Here is a 19,585-nt window from a genome sequence, read left to right as displayed (position 1 = left end):
TGTAAGTCCCACTAAATATACTACCAGACATGATATGATTACTGATTGTAAGCTGGAAACTTACAAAGTACAATTCTAGTTCATTCCTCTATAGAGGTGATTTGGCGTTGGCGTAGCAAGTGTGGCAGCTATATCGCCACCTTCATCCAAGCCGCACAATAGAGTAACTTGAGCCTAACTAACCAGTGCTTGTAAAGCCTCCCTGAGTTCATTAACCGTCGTAGTTGCAGTGCCAAATATACGCACCACCAGACTAGCAGCCAAATTTCCTAAAACAGAAGCCTCCCAACTAGAAGCACCCATACTCAAAGCCAAAGTCAAAGCAGCAACAACCGTATCACCAGCACCAGTAACATCAAAAACATCTGTCCGGTTAAAAGCTGGAATATGCCAACAATAAATCGGAGTATCACCAGTACCAGAAAGAATAAAAGAAGGTGAGGGATAATTAGAAGTATTTACGCGATCAAACAAACTCATCCCCTCCTCGCCACGAGTAATCAAAACTTGCTCTGCATCTGTTAACCTTAATAAGTCAGATCCTGCCTGATATAGAGTATCAGAATTAGTAATAGCATATCCTACTGCTTTCTCCGCTTCAGGAAGATTAGGAGTAAATATAGTAGCACCCTTGTAACGCTGTAAATCTTTCTGAGTATCTACTATAGTTCTTTGTGGATGAGATATAGCCGCCTCTATAACTGGTGTCGTCAAAACACCATCTCCATAGTCTGAGCAAATTACTGCATCTACCGTAGCAACTTGTCGTTGAATATACTCTGCCAATTGCAATTGCAAATCAACTTCTGGCAGATCGTCAGATTTTCGATCTACCCTAACAATTTGTTGAGTTACAGACTGACGAGCATGACCAGAAATTCTAGTTTTAGTTACCGTCGGGCGATTTGGATCGACTAAAATTCCAGTAGTATCAACTCTAGCTGTTTCAAAAATATGACGCAGTGCTTTACCTTGCTCATCTTTTCCTAACAAACCTACAACCTTAACTTTAGCGCCCAACTTAGCAAAATTATAAACTGCATTAGCTCCCCCACCAGGTACTTGCTCCGTAGTTTCGTGACGCAGAATTAATACTGGTGCTTCACGAGAAACCCGCTCTACCTGACCAGTCATAAATTCATCCAGGGTTAAATCTCCCACCACTAAAACCTCAACTTGAGAAAAACCTGCGAGTAAATCAAGTAGTCTAGGTGTAGCAGCTTTTAGTTGAGTAAGAAATTCTGAATCTAATACCATAATTTGTTTTTCTTTGAGTCAAAGAGTTATACCATTTTTATAAATGTTTGCTACAAATACTTAAGGTGTTTTTAGTAGTCAGTTAGGGGAACCGTCGGATTGGCGACGTACAGTAGCCAGTAGTCAGGAGGAATCAAATCTTTTCTTTTAGTCAATATATATATTAAAATAATTTAGCAGCATAGCGCGTGTTGTATTTATAACATTCTTTTTTCAAACTGGTATTTGGGGAGAAAAAATTAGTCAAATTATTGAAGTACAGACCAATAAATATCTCTAGAAAAGAGAGAGTAGGGAGTAGAGGGAAATAATTGATAATTTCTGTGCATTGAAGAAGGAGACAGGAGACAGGAGACAGGAGACAGGAGGAAAATTACTTATGGATTCGCTCCCCCAAGTAATTTTGAACACCCTGTAGACGGTGGGGTATTAAACCCACAAAGAAAATGATAATTGACTTTATTTTTGATTATCGGATATGTCTAATAGACTTGTCGCTTTATAACTTAAAAAATCCCCAAAAACCTTGTTCTGTAAGGATTCTAGATCTTAGAAATTAAAAATGCTGAGAATTATTGCTCTGTCTAGGTTGGAGCGATTTTTTCCCTCTATTTAGCGATATAGCGCTGTGCGCAGGCAACAGGCAACAGGCAACAGCTCATCTGGGGGAATAAAAGACCGATAATACAAGACTTTTAGCTATTGGACAGTTCTTGTAATTTGTAAATATGCCAGCGCACATTGCTATAACTCTAATGTTAATAAATTATATCAAGTCCGTTTAATTGCACATAGATCAAATTTATACCCATAGAGAATAGGGAATATGGAATAGGGAATAGGGAATAGTAAAATTTCTAGCAATACTAAACGTTTCAGGGTTTAGCATCCTTGTACTGGCCTTAGCGGAAGCTCTGCCCCAGTAAACGGCCGTTTGCCTCTGCTGACTACTGACTACTAAATTGAAGTGAGGTTGTTTAACCGGATTTTATATTATCCCCAGAATATATCAATATTCCAGGGGAAAAAAATATCAGAATAATCAATAACCAATTTTTAATGACTGATTTTACTACTTCAACTTTTGTTTGATAATAGTCACAAGTTGAGCCATTTGTTTTTTCAACGCTGCAATTTCAGCTTGCATTTTCTTAACTTGAGCTTGCAACGCTTGAATATCGCCAGAACTTCCCCCCAAAGCAGCAACTTCCATTTGCTCACTCGGGCGTTTTTTGGCCAAATCAAAGGCAGACTTAATAGCTGCAGTTAGCTCTTTTTTCTCAAAAGGTTTTTCTAAAAAAGCAAAAAAATGTTTCTCAAAAGGTTCAGGAATTTTATCTGTCACCTCTTCTTTACGGCCTGACATTAATACCAATGGAATCTTCTTTAGCTGAGATTGGGATTGAATTTTTTGGAACACTTCCCAACCAGTAACTTTTGGTAGTAGAAAGTCCAACATAATTAAATTCGGACGTTCCTTAATAATAAATTTCAGTCCCTCTTGGCCATCCTTTGCCTCTATAACATTAAAGTTTCCTTGGGGAAGCATTTCTTTGACTCTTACCCTAATAACTTTACTATCATCAATAACTAAAATTTTGTGTCCTGCCACGACTAGCTCCTCCAGTTATCAGTTAGTGTTTCAAATTAATCTTATCTATATTCCTGTAATCAGCCATCAAGATTGCTAAATCATGGCTTCTACATTGATCTGTTCTAATATAAAAGCGCACAAAAATTTTTAATTTTTTATGGCTACAAAAAATGGTCGGTCAATATCAACTCAGGTCAACACTGCTGGGATGAAAGGCCAAATTCAGAGTATGCCAAAGTGGCTGCGTCCTTCTTTGGGAAAAGCTAGTGATATTTCTACTGTACAGAAAATTATAAAGCAGCGTCAGCTCCATACCATCTGTGAAGAAGGTCGCTGTCCTAACCGAGGCGAATGTTATGCCCAGAAAACAGCTACTTTTTTATTGATGGGTCCTACTTGTACGCGGTCTTGTGCTTTTTGTCAAGTGGATAAGGGTCATGCTCCGATGCCCTTAGACCCGGAGGAACCACAAAAAGTAGCTGAGGCTGTAGGATTGTTAGGTTTGGAGTATGTGGTATTGACTTCTGTTGCTAGGGATGATTTGCCAGATGGTGGTGCTAGTTGGTTTGTCGCAACAATGACAGCTATTAGACAACGGAACCCAGGGGCGAAAATAGAGGTTTTGACGGCTGATTTTTGGGGTGGTCAAGGTGGACTTGGGGTTGAGAAGTTATCTGTTTCTTTAGCTGAAAAGCAAAAGCAACGGATCAAGATAGTTATAGATGCTGAACCTGCTTGCTATAACCATAATATTGAAACAGTACGACGATTACAAGGCCCTGTGCGTCGTGGGGCAAAATATGAGCGATCGCTTGATGTATTACGGATTGTTAAGGAGTTAAACTCTAATATTCCTACTAAGTCAGGTCTAATGTTGGGACATGGAGAAACGAAAACTGAAATAGTTGAGGCCATGGCAGATTTGAGAAGAGTAGGATGCGATCGCATTACTTTAGGCCAATATATGCGTCCTTCTCTAGCCCATTTGCCCGTACAAAAATATTGGACACCAGAAGAGTTTGAGGAGCTTGGAGCGATCGCCCAACAAATGGGCTTTTCTCATGTGCGTTCTGGCCCTCTAGTGCGTAGTTCTTATCATGCTGGAGAAAGTGTTTAAGTCAAGAAGGGAAAAGAAAACAAATAAATTCCTAATCTTTAAATGTTTGTATGATATTGAATCAATTGTATGATAGGATTTTCTTGATCCCAAAAAAATGCGGTGGGTCTCATCGTCTCTGTCTGCAGAGGGTTAAGTGGTTGCACTCCCTGTGTTCGCGCAGCGTTGCGCCAGCAAAACAGAAAGCCCTATCCATGAGGTTGGGAAGCCCACATCATCATCTTTGATTTGATGTAGGAGAACGTCACTATAAAAATGGAGAATAAATTTAGATGAAATATTCTTTTCGTGCAGGTTGGGCTTTATTATTATTGGCTATCAACTTTGTTGTTGCGGGCTACTATTTCGGCGCTATCCAGTAGTCTTCAGACCTTTCCTTAGCAAATCTGTGCCACTCTTAGGATACTATATTCTTTAAGAGTGGCACTTTAATGAAGTCAGAAGTCAGAAGTTAGAAGTTAGAAGTTAGAAGTTATTTTTGTAACGGGGATTTTGAGTAACTCTCTAAAAATATTTCGCCAGTCAAGGCGGGGTTACGCGACCCAATTATTTTGATAACGATATATTTACCTAATCTATTTCAAGAAGCACATCCTCAAAATCAAAAAATCATAACTCTATCCACAAGATTTATCTCGCCACTCAATCTCTAATAAACTTAATAACCTTTCGTCTCCTTTGATCTTAGCTATTGAACGTTGCCATTGTAATATATCGCATATATTTGTTCTATTTACCTGAGCTATCTTTTTTGGCTCAACCTGTTTCTCTTTTACTATTTGAGCAACATTAATAGTTTGTTTTTCCTTAGCTAACTCATCATCTCTAGCGCAGAACAGCTTTTTAGAAGGATGCTGAGGTATGGGAATATGTTTAACGTAAGGATAAGTCCATCCTTGGTCTCTATGTTGTCCCCTGTATTCCTCCACTGCTTCCCCCATCATCATATTAATAGTAGGAAGTTCTTGTCGATTACGCTGATAGTCATTATTTAGTTTCATCTAATCATACAATTTTATATTTTTTTCTGTATCTATTTTTACATTTTACTCAAAAACTAGAATGTTTTTGACAAAAATTTACCTAAATGTTGCTAGAAAGCCTGGGCTAAAAGAAGTGAATATAGAGTGATGATGAATCAAATACTGGGAAAAATATTTCCCACTGTTGCCTCACAGGACTGCGCGTTTCCTCTCTTGGTGGACATTCCCATGGTGCTCCCTTCAGGACCGTAGTGAACCGACACACTTTAAATGGTGCATTAGACGGGGAGTGTGGGGAGTGTGGGGAGGGTGGGGAGAAAAAGACATCTATAGAATAGAATACAAAAATTTATTGCACAGTTTTAGCTGTGTCAGTCCAGTAGGGACAGGAAACCTTTCCCTATGGGAGACTACAGGTTTTGCCCCACAATATGTTGACCGAATAATTAAGGTTTAAAGCCTCTCTCTCCTTTAAAGGAGAAACAAGCGGTAGAGGAATGGCGAGGAGACCTCGCCAATCGACCAAGAGAGAAAAAATTTTCATTATTACTCAATCCTCTTCTTTTCAAGGAGAGGTAATTGTTAATTATTAATTATTATTGTTGAAGAACTAGACAGTGCAAAGTTCTGGGAATAACTATTGCTAGCTAAGGCTTTCAGGGATTTCAAGGTTAGAAAATCTCAATTCACTAATATAGGTTCTGTAAGCCTTTTCCAATAATACTTTTAGTCTTGAAAGTAAATTGTTTTTCAGAAGAACTTTGTACTCTCCAGATTCCGTATCAAAAAAGTGAAGCTTTGCCTTAGCAAAACTTTGGGTTCCGACAGCTTGCGTCTGTGGTGTCCTTCAGGGTCGCACCGCTGTTCCCTATTTTCTGGAGATGTCTATTCTTAAAAATAGTGACAGAGATAACTGACAAATAACAACAAGTAGTGTTAAAAAACAATTTTTCTGACAAAATTCCTCTTGAATTCTGACTACTGTACCTTGGGAATTTGACGGTTGCCAGACATACTTCATTAGACTCTATATCTTGAGCTTTTCTATTCTCTAATATTGAAAAGATTATTGTCCATAATTTATGCCAATAATGGGCAATTATCATTGATTTGTTTGTGTAAAAAATTAGCTTATTATTATATGTTGACAAAGTAGCCAAGTATTATTTAATATAGAATTACAGACACATAAATAAACAAATACGGCCAGAAAAAAATATATATAAATTTAAGGTAGATTTTATGAAAAGAATCATCAAAAATCAATCTACTTCTGCTCATCCATTGGGTAGATTTGTAACTAGAGACGCATTAGCATTTCATTTGGGAATTAAATCAGATAATATCTACAAAATAAACTGTTGGAAATATGTGATTCATGTTGTAGGCAAAGGTAAAAGTAGGTTTGTAAGTTATGCCGATATGCCACCTATTTTGGGGGTAGAACCACCAAGAAAATCAGATTTCACTAAATGGAGAAAGCGCATAAAGGCTAGAAAGCAAAAGTATGTTCCTAAGTTTTGGGCACAATTTTATGTTGAGAAAATTCAGAAATCTAATTCAATTCAAAGATTACATGGTTGGGAAAATTTAGTTAAACAATGCAAGTCATTAATATCATTAGAAGGAGTAAAAAAAATAGACAGTGCTTTGATTCAAGAAAAGTCTAAATTAGAAAAATTAGCTTATCATAGTTAGTAAAAATAACTACGATTTAATATTGATTACTATCTCACGATAGTCACATTTGAGTAAGATATAAATTGTATTTATTTTAGTAATATGACTTAAAAGTAAGATGGCGATCACACAAATATTAAATTCTATCAAAAATTGTTTTTGTAACGGGGATTTGAGCAAGCCTCCAAAAACATTTCGTTTTAAAAGCCTAACGGCAGTTAGATCCTACTAGATATGGTAGTTCTGCGTAAGTTCTGTGAGTGCTAATAGACATTTGTTCAATAATTGATAATTGATAATTACCTCTCCCTAAAAGCTATCCCTTATAAGGAACTCCTGAAAACCTTGTGGGAAGCAGGGGAGAAAGGAGAAAGAATCATAGTAGATAGGAAAAACTACTTAAGTTATCGAAAAAAATGTACTTTTTAATACACTTTTTCTCTAACAAAAACCTTTGAAAGACTTATACATAACTTGTCTATTTTATCAATTTTTATGTTAAGAAAGATGTTTATAAAGCATAGCCCTAAAAGGAAAAGGAAGAGGATCTAATAAAAAGAAAATATTTTCTCTCTTGGTCGATTGGATATGGCGAGGAGACCCGCTCTTATCAGAGCCGCTTCGCTAACGCCATCCCACCCTACGGGAAGCTGCGCTAACGACCGCTTGTTTCTCCTTCAAAGGAGAGGCTTTAAACCTTAATTATTCGGTAAAAATCAAAAATCAAATCAATTATTTCTCCCTGTTGCCTGTTGCCTCTTTTCTGGAGATGTCTAATAGTTGCCATTAAGGCAACATTGACTCCCAAGATTGACCAAATTGCTTCACAATAAAAAGTACATATAGTCAAGGAATAAGGAGTAGACCATGCGACTACTACACACCATGCTGCGAGTCAACAACCTAGAAGAATCCCTGAAATTCTACTGCGATGTCCTCGGCATGAAACTATTGCGCCAAAAAGACTATCCAGGTGGTGAATTTACTCTAGCTTTTGTTGGTTATGGCGATGAGTCAGACCACACGGTACTCGAATTAACATATAACTGGGGCAAAGACCAATACGACTTGGGCGATGCTTATGGCCATATCGCTTTGGGCGTTGATGATATTTATGGCACTTGCGAACAAATAAAAGCACAGGGAGGTAAAGTGACTAGAGAACCAGGGCAAATGAAACATGGGTCCACAGTTATTGCCTTCATTGAAGACCCAAATGGGTATAAAGTAGAACTAATTCAATTAAGCTCTCGTAGCAGTAATTCAGAAAAAGAAGTTGCAGTTAGCGCTCATTGAAGAAGGCTGAAGGCATAGGGGAGTAGGGGAGTAGGGGAGTAGGGGAGTAGGGAGCAAATTTAAACTTTTTTCCCCTATTCTCTAATTGAATCTCCTGATTTCTGTAAGTCCCCCTACTGAAGGCTTCCCTATCTGAAGACTACAGCCAAAAGCACATACCGCCTTTCAACAATTATTAATTATTAGAGGATTGATCCTTAAGGAAAAAATTTATTCTCTTGGTCGATAGTCGGCCAGCGCAGAAAACCTGCGCCATCCCACCCTAACGGGAAGCTCCGCTAACGACAGCTTTTTTCCCCTTGAAAGGGGAGGCGGAATTAGCTGAATTATTTAATTATTAATTATTCAGTAAAGATACCATAAGGTTTCTATATAGTGTTTCTCAGGTTAGCGAGGTAAAGTTATCTTTTTTCTTTGTATTTCCCTGTTGCCTGTTGCCTTCCGGAGCTGTTGCCTAAAACCCAGAATTGTGTAACCCACAAGTATGAGAATTGCTATATCAAGTTTTATAGGAAAAAATTTAAAATAGTCCAAATGCAGCCAACCGACCCAAGTAAATTTACAGAACAAGCCTGGGATGCCATAGTCAAATCACAGGACGTTGCCCGACGTTACCAAAACCAACAACTAGAAGTAGAACATCTAATCATTGCTCTTTTAGAACAACAGGGTACAGCCAATAAAATTTTAAACCGCGTTGGCATAGAACCAGAAAATCTCCTCCAACAAATAGACTCTTTTGCCAAACGCCAACCCAAAGTGGGTAGTATCGAACATCTCTATCTAGGGCGCAGTCTGGAAATTTTTCTAGACCTCGCTGATGAAGCTAGAGAAAAATGGGAAGACAAATTTATTGCCGTCGAACACCTCCTACTCGCCTTTTACCAAGACAAACGCCTTGGCAATAAACTCCTCAGTGGAGGTACTCCCCAACTACCAACTCGCCCTGGTTTTGAGCGCCCCCAAACCTCACCCAAAGTTGAATTTGAACAACTAGAAGCAGCAATTAAAGCAGTTCGTGGTAGTACCAAAGTCGAAGACCAAAACCCAGAAGCTAGTTATGATGCTTTGGCAAAATATGGGCGCGACCTCACAGAGTTAGCTAAAGCAGGTAAACTTGACCCTGTTATTGGCAGAGATGAAGAAATTCGGCGCGTGGTTAGTTGTTTATCCCGTCGGACAAAAAATAATCCCGTACTTATTGGAGAACCAGGAGTTGGAAAAACAGCGATCGCTGAAGGTTTAGCTCAACGCATTGTTAATGGTGATGTACCGGAGTCTCTTAAAGAACGACAACTCATTGGTCTTGACATGGGAAGTCTCATCGCTGGGGCAAAATTTAGAGGGGAATTTGAAGAAAGACTCAGATCGGTTTTGCGAGAAGTAACCAACTCTGACGGTCAAATTGTTTTATTTATCGACGAACTACATACTGTTGTTGGAGCAGGTTCCAGTGGCGGTACGGGTTCGGGTGTAGATGCAGGTAACCTCCTCAAACCAATGCTTGCTCGTGGAGAACTTCGGTGTATAGGAGCTACAACTATTGATGAATATCGTAAACATATAGAAAAGGATGCTGCTCTGGAACGTCGGTTTCAAAAGGTAGAGGTTGGTCAACCAAGTGTAGAGGATACTATTTCTATTTTACGGGGGTTGAAAGACCGTTACGAAACTCACCATGGTGTAAAAATTACTGATGCTGCTTTGGTTTCTGCTGCAACTCTTTCTAACCGTTATATTTCTGACCGCTTTTTGCCAGATAAGGCGATCGACTTGGTAGATGAAGCTGCTGCTCAACTAAAAATGGAAATTACTTCTAAACCTGAAGAACTGGAAGCTATTGATAGACGTATTATGCAGTTGGAAATGGAGAAACTTTCTATAGAGGGAGAATTGCAAAGCAGCAAAAAAGATCAAAATTCTGAACCTACCCCACCTGTGAAAGTTTCTCCAGCATTGCAACGCATTACAAATGAAATTAATGTCTTGAAGCAAAAGCAGGAAAAATTTTCTTCTAAATGGTCTGGGGAAAAAGAATTGTTAAATACAATTAATTCCCTTAAAGCAGAAGAGGATAAATTAAAAGTACAAATAGAACAGGCAGAACGAGCTTATGACCTGAATACCGCAGCTCAATTAAAATACGGTCAACTCGAAACTGTACATCGCGATCGCGAAGCTAAGGAAGCAGAATTATTAAAGGTTCAAGCTCAAGGTTCGTCTCTCCTCCGAGAACAAGTTACGGATGCAGATATTGCCACTATCGTTGCTAAGTGGACGGGTATTCCGGTAAATCGTTTATTGGAGTCGGAACGCCAGAAGTTACTACAGTTGGAAAAACATTTACATCAACGGGTAATTGGGCAGTCGGAAGCGGTGGAAGCTGTAGCTGCAGCTATTAGACGTGCTAGAGCAGGGATGAAAGACCCAGGGCGGCCTATTGGTTCGTTTATGTTTCTCGGTCCTACTGGAGTTGGTAAAACAGAATTGGCGCGAGCTTTGGCACAGTTTTTGTTTGACCGGGATGATGCTTTAGTCCGCATTGATATGTCGGAATATATGGAAAAACACGCTGTTTCTCGGTTAGTAGGGGCACCGCCTGGATATGTGGGTTATGACCAAGGGGGTCAGTTATCGGAGGCAGTAAGAAGACATCCTTATTCTGTGCTGCTGTTTGATGAAGTTGAGAAGGCTCACCCGGATGTATTTAATATATTGTTGCAGGTATTGGATGATGGTAGGATTACTGATTCTCAGGGGCGGGTAGTTGATTTTAGTAGTACTGTAATTGTAATGACGAGTAATATTGGTGGTGAGTATATTTTGGATGTGGCGGGGGATGACTCTAAGTATGAGGAGATGTATAAACGGGTGATGGGGGGGTTGCGAAAACATTTTCGACCAGAGTTTTTAAACAGGGTGGATGAGATTATATTGTTCCATACTTTAAGGAAGAGTGAATTACGGCAAATTGTGGAGATTCAAGTGAAGAGAATTGAACGATTATTAGGGGAACAAAAGATTAGTTTGAAATTAACTCCTGCGACTTTAGACCACATTGCTGAAGTGGGATATGACCCGGTTTATGGAGCGCGACCTTTGAAACGAGCAATTCAAAAAGAATTAGAAAATCCTCTGGCAAATTTGATTTTAGAGAATAAGTTTGTTGGTGGGGATGTTGTGGTAATTGATTGTGTAGATAGTGGTTTAGTGTTTGGGAAAAAGGATGAGTTAGAATTGGTGAAAAGTTAATAATAAATAACAGTGCGAGCTTCTAGCTCGCTAGTAACAATTATTAGGCAAAAGTGTTAATGAACAGCAGAACAACTTTTAGCAGCAGAACTAAATAATGAAAAAATTGCAAGAGACAATTTACAGAATATGCGGTTAATTAGGTAAAAGGGGTATGGCGATCGCTAGTTTTCCCTCTAGTAATTATGCTAGATGCTAGTAGATAATGTACTTTGTTTCATCACCCCTTTGATCAAAAAAATATAGAATATTGGTTAATGGTACATAGACATTTTCTATATAAAAAAAGGCTAGTTTTTGATATTAATTTAGTCATTTTATTACACTTTTTTTGGTAATTTATATGGCACTCAAACCTCTAACTTCTGTGGGCTTATTATTTATTAAGCAGACCTTAATTACCTGATTGTCAAAAAGCAATTAAAGCGGTCTTACTCAACTCATCTTAGGGAGATATAATACCATGTTTTAATATATGGTATTGTCTTTTCTTAAAATATCAAGCTTTTCTTCCAGTTGAACTGTTAAATGTTCAAGTTGAGTATCTGAACTCAATTGTTGTCGTCCAGTTTGAGCAATTTTCAGCAATTGTGTACCAGAAACTTGTTCTTGTTGTTGCCAAATTTGTCTGAAGTTAGGAAATTGGAGTAAACTATTTTTCCAATGACTAAAAGCATTTAGAGAGGAACGAATTCCGCCTGCATATTGGGGATAAGATTTAACCAAAGGTGAAAGAAAATAAGGATAGTATTCTACACCAATTGAAGAACACCAATCTTGCCATTTAAACAGTAAAATTCTCGGACTGGTAATAATAGGAATCCAAGGCACCCTAAAAGTATCAGCGATAATTGCACCATGCATTGCTTCAGCTAGTAAAACTTCTGTTTGGCTAATAGTAGATAAAATCTCATCTACTGAGGAGCGGGGATCTAAATAATGAAATCCGATTTGTTCACATATATTCTGCCAGATTTCTTCTGCAAAAGTGGCATGATGAATATGTGGCATATAAGTAAAACGATAAATTTTTTGCAGTGAAGGTTGATATAAACGTCTCGTTAAAATTGCCCCATCTGTGATTGCTAAATCAGGAGATAAACCTAACTTTTTAGCAGATAATTTTCCTCGAACACAGTACAATTTCCAATTTTTATCTAAAGTTTTTAATGGCTGTTCATAACCTACACCTGTACTAAAAATAATTAAACGTTGAGCTTGGGGAATTCGTTGAGGTAAGAGTTGATTTAATAGAGTTCCAATACCAATAAAAGTCGTTGTTTCATCTTCATCAAAAAATTCTGGTAGGAGTTGAGGCCATAACCAATTATTTAATTCATCTCCAAAATTACTAAACCCATCTCGACGTTTGTAGTAAAATAGTTTCATAGTTTAAGATTTGATGCAACAGACATAATTTTAGACTTTCCTCGCTCGATCGCCCAAGATAAATAACGAGTTTCGAGAATCATATTTTGAACTAAACTAGATTTAGAACACCAGTCATCAAAAGCAGGAATTGCAATTTCTGTGAGAAAGTAACGCCACTTTTTAGTAGTTTGAGCAGGATTAATTTTTTCTACTTGTAATTGACCATTATTTACTAAAGTCTGACGTAAGTTTATATCTGATTTTAGCTTCTTTAAACTGTCAAGCAACTCCTTCAAAGAAGTAACTTCTAAATAATTGAAGTTAGGTTTTCCTTCTGTACGATATGCAGATTCATAACCTAATATAGCGGGAACACCTGCTAACCAAGCATTATAAAGTTTAGTTGCTGGTTTATTTATATATTTATTCTGTTTGCCAAAACTTCGGATAGCAACTACTGCATCAGCTTGACTATAATCATTCCAACGATTATCAATTTTTTGATAATTCGTTGAGTGATTTTGATTAATAATCGGACGCCAATTTAAATCTAGTTTATTGAGTTCATTTGTCCAATTCAAACTTAAGAGTTCCGGAGCTAAATTATTTTTATGACCAAAAAAAACAATATTTTTAAACTGATTACCCCGTTCAATATTCCGAGTAATTAATCCTGGTTGTGTCCAATGAGGTATATAGTAGTTATAATTATTTATAGGTGTTATTTCTTGAGGATTTTGTACCACATGAATTTGAGCATAGGGATAAAAATTTAATTCTGCTTTAAGACAAATTAGAAGTAAATTTTTTCCTGGTTTAATGCCTTTATGAATATAAAGAGAATTGCGATGAACAATAACAATTCCAGACTGGGGTAAATAATCTACTAATTCACAAGAAAAACCATCTGCTTTTAGACGCAGATAAGTTTGCAATGTCCAAGCATAAATTCCTATACCAAATCCAGCCCAATTCTCATGGGGATTTTCAGGTAACTTTTGGGGAAATAATTTACGAGGGATATAAAAGTAAATAGTCGGTTTCATCAGAGATTTTGTATTTTTAAGCCTTAAACCAAAAATGGGGAAATGACTTTTTTGTTTGTAGTAGGGCTTTAGCCCTATCTATACTTAGGGCTAAAGCCCTACTACGAGCTTTAATTATAACTATTTAACCGGACATGATATTACTTTATTTTTTTCATTTATCTACAGCAATATGTATATTTTTGGAAGTATCCCAATTTTTCACGTTATACCAATTTGAAAAGAGAATGCTATACTTAGGTGAGACTTCAATTATTAAATAATTAAAACTTGCTCTTTAACCTTTTTGACAATTATTAGCTAGTTAGTATTAATTATTCTTGTGTTGACTTCTCCCCCACTCCCCTGCTCCCCTACTCCCCCACTCAAGAAAATGTAGCAAAGATTTATCAAATTGGTATTAGATGTTTTAAGGGGTGCTAAAAACATTGGTAAGTCCTTACTTTAGGTAATGCTTTTACAAAAACTGGATGCTCCCATATTTTTCTTAAAATAGCAGTAGCCAGAATTTTTAGGACATTCTTAAGAACTCAAATTGGGTAACGACAACGATTTTCCTTCTGACTGTACGTCGCCTTTCATGTCAGCGACAGCCGAAATTTGATGGCTCTGTTGCCTGACTTTTAATTCCTGGTATAATTGCACTTTCCATAGATAAAATGGACTAACTAAAATGCTTAATAGTAGTGTCATTTCACAAGCAGCAACTATATCTGTTTTCAGCAAATTATAGTTTTTGATAAAGTAAGATAAAGCTTTCCGAGAATCATTAACTAGATAAGCAAAAAATGCTAGAGGTCTTTGCCAAGGTTTAAGTCTGATCATTCTAATATGATTTCTGTGTAACCCTGAACCACGCGCGAGAGATAGTAAATAATTTCGCTCCAATCTTGAAGAAGATATCATGTGATGGAGATGCATTTCAGGATTGTACCAAATTTCCCATCCTGCATTTTGTATATGAGCAAAAACCTCCATATCTTCTCCTTTAAGTGCCAAAGATTTTCCAGCAGTTCCTGTCAGGAATAAATTTTCAGGAACACTTTCTAGCCATGCTTTTTTAGAAACAACTGTACCAGCTCCAGGAGGCAAAACTTTTTTCTTACGCTTATAGCAAAAAGCTTTTTGACCTCTTTCAATAATTGCCAAATACACAGCTATCTTTTGAAAATTTTGAGGTGGTTCAACTTCAAATTCCCCATGAATTTGTCCTCCATAAGCACCTACTTTAGGATGTGATTTACCAAAAGCATAAGCTTTAGCAACCCAGTCAAGTGCAGGTAAATTATCATCATCAATAAAACCTACTAAAGAACCTTGTGCTTTTTCCATTGCTTTCCTTCTGGCAAAAGCACATCCTTGCCGAGTTTCAGTAAAATATTTGAGAGGAAATTTTTCTCCCCAATTAGATTGGTAATTAGCAACTATTTTGGCTGTATTATCTGTGCTGTTGTTATCAACTATAACAATTTCCCAGTCTATTTCTTCTATTCCCACCTGATTTTTAAGTCTGCCCAAAATTTGAGGCAAATTCTTGGCTGAGTTATATGCTCGAATAGCAACAGTAAAATCAATCATTAGAAAAATCAATATACCTTCCCATTGGCAAAGGGAAGGAATTTGGAATCGGGTTAAAGCCAATTAAAAAATAGATGTAAAGTCTGCCTCTGTCAAGGTAGTGGTATCAATCCCGTTGAGGACAGCGAGTGTCTCGTATATTTCAAAGTTCTGAAAAAAGATCGGATAAAAATATTTATCCGATCTTTAATGTACGGTAAGTTAATCAGTAAATATTGAGGAGATATTGCCTTAATTTTTACTCATTGAACTTGAAAGGAATATTAACTTTATTCCTAAAAATACTGACCCTTAAGAATTGATTGTAGAAGCAGTATTTGAAAGTTATACGGAAGTAAAGTCACTCTCAGTTAAAGCGGTAGTATTAATACCATTGAGAATAGCGAGTGTTTCTTCACCTGAGATAATACTATTTCCAGTAAAGCTCAAGTCAGCAAAAGTTAGACCCTCAGCTAAACCGATGAAGTCAGTTCCAACTTCAAAGTCAACAATAGTATCAGTTCCTTCACCAACAGCTAAGATAAAGGTATCAGAACCTTGACCACCAGAGAAGTTATCTCCAGTGATAACGTCATCACCCAAACCACCGCGGATTAGGTCATCGCCATCATCACCCCAAATTAGGTCATCACCTTCGTCACCGTAAAGTTCGTCGTTACCGCCTTTACCTCCAATGCGGTCATTTCCTACACCACCAGAAATCGTATCATCTCCGCCAGCTTGACCTCCAGAGGAACGACCTCCCTCTCCCCGCAGAACGTCATCACCTGCGTTCCCGATAATTTCATCATCACCGAGAAGACCTGTTAAGGTGTCACTTTCAGCCGAACCGATGAGAACGTTGGGTTGAGGAGTTGGGGTCAGAAGTGGTGAAATCAGGTCTTGAACCTCGTCTCGCAAAGCTTCTGGGGCGTTCCAACTTCCATCCAAAGGGGTAACGGTAATAAACCCAGATAAAAATTCTCCGCCTTCTGAATTGGGTTCAATGTCTGCATCTGGCGGTAATTCAACTGGCGCAAAACCCAGTCCGGCACCGCCACTGGGAAGTTCACCGAAGTCAATATCAAACGGTGTAATGTCGCTAGTTGAAGTAAATTTCACCCCTTGAATTTCCTCAATCCCTTCTGGAAAACGCACCGGAATATTAATGCTTAAACCTGTTCCTTCGGGTAAAATAGTCTCGTCTAATTCCTGAGTTGCTTGCAGTTGGGAAATTAAATTTGTAACAAAATCTGCCCCAATTTCGTAGGCTTCATCAACGACAGTTTCATCCTCAAAATCAATCCCTGCACTAATCGCAATAGCCGGAACATCTCGTAATAAAGCCGTAACCGCCGCACTAACTGTTCCAGAAGAAACGGCACCACCCGGACCGATATTTTCGCCTTCGTTAATACCCGAAATGACTAAGTCAGGTTTATCGTCTAAAACAAAGTCTAAAGCCGCCCAAGTTGTGGTTCGAGGTGCGCCATCAACAAACCATTGATTCTCCTCAAAATTCACGACTTCTGTGGGCTGGAAAATGGCATCAACATCCAGAACTGTTCCTTTTCCACTCTGTTGTTCTTTGGGGGCAACGAGGGTAACATTATGACCTGCGACGGTTAAGGTTTCGTAGAGAACTTTTATTCCTTCTGCTTCAAAACCATCATCATTTGTAATCAGAATATCCAGGGGTTCAGCCGTGACATTTTCGGGGGCAGCTTCAATTCGTTGACTTAAACTGTCTCGAATCTCTTCACTCCCACTCCAGTCCCCATCAATAGGAGTTACGGTAATTGCACCTGCGAGGAACTGTTCTCCTTCTGAGTTAATATTCGTCACTTCATCGGGAGAAATAGGCGAATTAAAGTCAATTAAAACTCCCACACCTTCCCCAAAGGTTTCGGGTAATTCTCCAAAGCGGAGGTCAAGGGTTGAAACCTCATCTAACGCTGTGAATTTAACGCCCTGAATTTCCTCAACGCCTTCCGCAAATTCTGTGGGAATATTGACATTTAAACCCACACCATCGGGTAAGAGTTGTTCTGTGTCATTTTCTTCCAACTGTTGGATCATTTCAACAACAAAATCTGCCCCAATGTCATAGGCTTCTGCTAACTTCTCCTCATCTGAACCAGTTCCCGCACTGACCGCAATCGCTGGAATTCCGCGTTGAATTGCGGTTGAAGCTGCACTAACCGTTCCCGAAGAAATGACAATATTACTGCCAATATTTGCCCCTTCGTTAATCCCAGAAATGACTAAATCGGGTTCGTTTCCATCCAAAATAAAATCGAGTGCCGCCCAAGTTGTCACAACCGGACTGCCATCCACAAACCATTTATTTTCCTCAAAATTAACCACTTCTGTGGGTTGGAAAATCTGGTCAACGTTAATCAGAGTTCCCCGTCCACTCTGTTGTTCTTTGGGGGCGACAAGGGTGACGTTATATCCGGCTTCTGTTAACGCCTCAAACATGACGTTAATCCCGTCTGCTTCAAACCCGTCATCATTAACTAACAAAATTTCTAATGATTCTTCGCCCGGTTCAAGGTCATTTGTTGTCTGAAAATTCCAGGTCGTATCATCAGTAATACCTGCAAACGGATTACCTGAAACTGTCTCACCGCTTCCCTGAACCAAAATATTATCAACCGCCCACCACCAATCGTTTCCAGCTTCAAATACGCCGAAGTTCAAAACCGCACTACTTGCATCTTCGGGATTATTTAACGGAATAGATAATGTCTCATTAGTGGACTCATCTGGTTTGAAATTGGGGTCGTTAGGATCGGAAGTCCAACGCAAGAGTTCAATGGGTTCTCCACCATCAAAGGAAACGGTGAGATTAGCTTTCTGATTATCTTCCGGACGCCAACTGGAATCAAATGTGAGAAACGCTGTATTCGCTTCAATTTCTGTTAAGTCAATGGCTGGTGTTTGAATGAAAGCGTTGTACAAATCGGGATTGATATCAACGTCTGCATCATCATATTCATCAGGATCTGCAACCATCACTGTGCCAACCCCTTTGGTAAATTCATTCCGACGTTGACCTCCCGCTGAGGCTGCCCAAGAGTTTTTATCCAAGAACGTCCAACCAAAGAATTCAATCGGCCCACCTGTAGGGGTTGTGCTATTGTCCTGCGTCCAACCTTCCGGGGGAGTAGTTGTAAAGTCTGTACCATCTCCACCTCCTTCTGTGGGACTAACAAACGGTTCTAAAGTTAATCCTTCAAAATCTTCGGTAAACAGAGTGATGGTGTTTGCAGTGTCACGAAATGCACCCTCATCAACCTGTACGAAGTAATCAGTATTTGCTGTCAGGTTGTTATTAGGGTTGATAGTAACAGTGTCTCCCTCAACTATGACTTGAGAAGAAGTAACATCAATTGTTTCGACGATAGTATCATCAGCAGCGATCGCAATTTCACCAGCCCCTACCTGCACGTCCTCATTAAACTCTATTACAAAGTTAGTATCAACCGCCACATTTGCATCTAGGATCATACCCACTTGATCGTCAGCCGTTATCAGAGAGTCGTTATACTCATCGGAGAAGCCAAACGAATGACCTACTCCATCAACTTCATCAAGTTGTACAAAGGTAAAATCAGGTGCTTCTGCGAGCACTAAATCAGCAACAGTTGCTGCTGCCACATCATCAGGAAGCCCGTTTTGTTCAAAGTCAACTATGCCAGGAATACCCGGAATAAATCCCATTTCCGGGGCAAAATGTCCAGTATTAATCGGAGACCAGTTAACGATTGATGCGATGGTTGCATCGGGAATGTTATTATCAACGTATTCAAAAATACTGTCAATTTCGGCGTTGACTGGCTGGCTATTGTTACTCGGAATTCCATGTTTATCTGCCCAAACTCCTGTTAAAATAGTAGACCAACCAGGGCCACTAGAGGTAGCCTGTTCAGAAGCTGTGCCAACAATGCCTCCGATGAAGGATTCAATAATATCAAGATTGTTAATATTAGGTGCTTCTCCCTGTAAATCCAACAAAAGATATTCCTCTAATTGAGCACCATCAATTCCAATCAATATTGCTTTAGAATCAGCCATTGTTCCTCGTTGTTTTTATATTTTTAGGACTTACGCAGTACAACGTATTTCCGTCCCTATCGACCGACAGGGAAGCAATCTCAAATCCTAGTTTTTCCTACCTCATGGGTAAGTCCTGATTTTCTGGAAAGAGTTTAAATTCTCTCAATTATTTTGGAGAGTTGAAAAAAAGATCTGATAAAAATTTTTCTCAAATATTTATCCTAAATAAATTTAGGGTAAGTTATATCATGTCCGGTAGCATCGGTCTTGTATAGCAAAGGTAAGGAAGAAGGAAGAAGGAAGAAGAAAGAGGGAAGAGGGAAGAAGGCTACCCTCGCAAGAAAAAACCATCATTTCCTGTAGATATTCA

The 19,585-nt window shown here is 38.6% G+C and carries 13 protein-coding genes; 5 read left to right on the top strand and 8 right to left on the bottom strand.

Annotated elements, in window-relative coordinates; genetic code table 11:
• Positions 1-174: 174 nt before the first annotated feature.
• Entirely contained in the window at positions 175-1,257 is a 1,083-nt protein-coding gene (locus F6K06_RS16140) for a bifunctional heptose 7-phosphate kinase/heptose 1-phosphate adenyltransferase (RefSeq protein WP_124144636.1), read from the bottom strand.
• A 1,072-nt stretch (positions 1,258-2,329) separates the two neighbouring features.
• The gene (locus F6K06_RS16135; RefSeq protein ID WP_124144635.1) at positions 2,330-2,869 is read right to left on the bottom strand and encodes a PleD family two-component system response regulator; all 540 of its coding nucleotides are present in this window, start codon (positions 2,867-2,869) and stop codon (positions 2,330-2,332) included.
• A 139-nt stretch (positions 2,870-3,008) separates the two neighbouring features.
• On the opposite strand from F6K06_RS16135, the gene lipA reads away from it, so the two are divergent.
• A complete protein-coding gene (lipA, locus tag F6K06_RS16130; RefSeq protein WP_124144634.1) occupies positions 3,009-3,968 on the top strand; it encodes a lipoyl synthase in 960 nt (319 codons plus the stop codon).
• A gap of 272 nt (positions 3,969-4,240) precedes the next feature.
• Entirely contained in the window at positions 4,241-4,330 is a 90-nt protein-coding gene (gene psaX, locus F6K06_RS16125; RefSeq protein WP_124144633.1) for a photosystem I protein PsaX, read from the top strand.
• Positions 4,331-4,585: 255 nt separating this feature from the next.
• Here psaX and F6K06_RS16120 read toward each other — a convergent pair whose 3' ends face one another.
• Complete coding sequence (locus F6K06_RS16120) at positions 4,586-4,969, bottom strand: hypothetical protein (protein ID WP_124144632.1); 384 nt, start codon at positions 4,967-4,969, stop codon at positions 4,586-4,588.
• 1,224 nt (positions 4,970-6,193) lie between these two features.
• Between F6K06_RS16120 and F6K06_RS16115 the strand changes: the two genes are divergently transcribed.
• Positions 6,194-6,649, top strand: coding sequence for a hypothetical protein (locus F6K06_RS16115; protein ID WP_124144631.1), 456 nt, complete (start codon positions 6,194-6,196; stop codon positions 6,647-6,649).
• A gap of 673 nt (positions 6,650-7,322) precedes the next feature.
• Here F6K06_RS16115 and F6K06_RS16110 read toward each other — a convergent pair.
• Positions 7,323-7,481 carry a hypothetical protein gene (locus F6K06_RS16110; protein WP_161564929.1) on the bottom strand — a complete coding sequence of 53 codons (159 nt, stop codon included), beginning with the start codon at positions 7,479-7,481 and terminating at the stop codon, positions 7,323-7,325.
• Between the two features lie 17 nt (positions 7,482-7,498).
• On the opposite strand from F6K06_RS16110, the gene gloA reads away from it, so the two are divergent.
• Positions 7,499-7,927, top strand: a complete 429-nt coding sequence (gloA, locus tag F6K06_RS16105; RefSeq protein ID WP_124144630.1) for a lactoylglutathione lyase — start codon at positions 7,499-7,501, stop codon at positions 7,925-7,927.
• A gap of 534 nt (positions 7,928-8,461) precedes the next feature.
• Positions 8,462-11,179 carry an ATP-dependent chaperone ClpB gene (gene clpB / locus F6K06_RS16100; protein WP_287242920.1) on the top strand — a complete coding sequence of 906 codons (2,718 nt, stop codon included), beginning with the start codon at positions 8,462-8,464 and terminating at the stop codon, positions 11,177-11,179.
• 468 nt (positions 11,180-11,647) lie between these two features.
• Here clpB and F6K06_RS16095 read toward each other — a convergent pair whose 3' ends face one another.
• The 4 genes from F6K06_RS16095 to surE form a co-directional block, all read right to left on the bottom strand.
• Complete coding sequence (locus tag F6K06_RS16095; RefSeq protein ID WP_124144628.1) at positions 11,648-12,568, bottom strand: polysaccharide pyruvyl transferase family protein; 921 nt, start codon at positions 12,566-12,568, stop codon at positions 11,648-11,650.
• On the bottom strand, positions 12,565-13,596 hold the full coding sequence (locus F6K06_RS16090; RefSeq protein ID WP_240038916.1) for a hypothetical protein: 1,032 nt from the start codon (positions 13,594-13,596) through the stop codon (positions 12,565-12,567). Before F6K06_RS16090 ends, F6K06_RS16095 begins: the two co-directional genes overlap by 4 nt.
• Positions 13,597-14,118: 522 nt before the next feature.
• A complete protein-coding gene (hpsE, locus tag F6K06_RS16085) occupies positions 14,119-15,174 on the bottom strand; it encodes a hormogonium polysaccharide biosynthesis glycosyltransferase HpsE (RefSeq protein ID WP_124144626.1) in 1,056 nt (351 codons plus the stop codon).
• A gap of 324 nt (positions 15,175-15,498) precedes the next feature.
• On the bottom strand, positions 15,499-19,233 hold the full coding sequence (gene surE / locus F6K06_RS16080) for a 5'/3'-nucleotidase SurE (protein ID WP_124144625.1): 3,735 nt from the start codon (positions 19,231-19,233) through the stop codon (positions 15,499-15,501).
• Between the last annotated feature and the right edge of the window lie 352 nt (positions 19,234-19,585).

Source organism: Okeania sp. SIO1H4 (genome assembly GCF_010672695.1).
GTDB classification, from domain to species: domain Bacteria; phylum Cyanobacteriota; class Cyanobacteriia; order Cyanobacteriales; family Microcoleaceae; genus Okeania; species Okeania hirsuta.
This window is presented reverse-complemented; position numbering and strand designations above follow the sequence as displayed.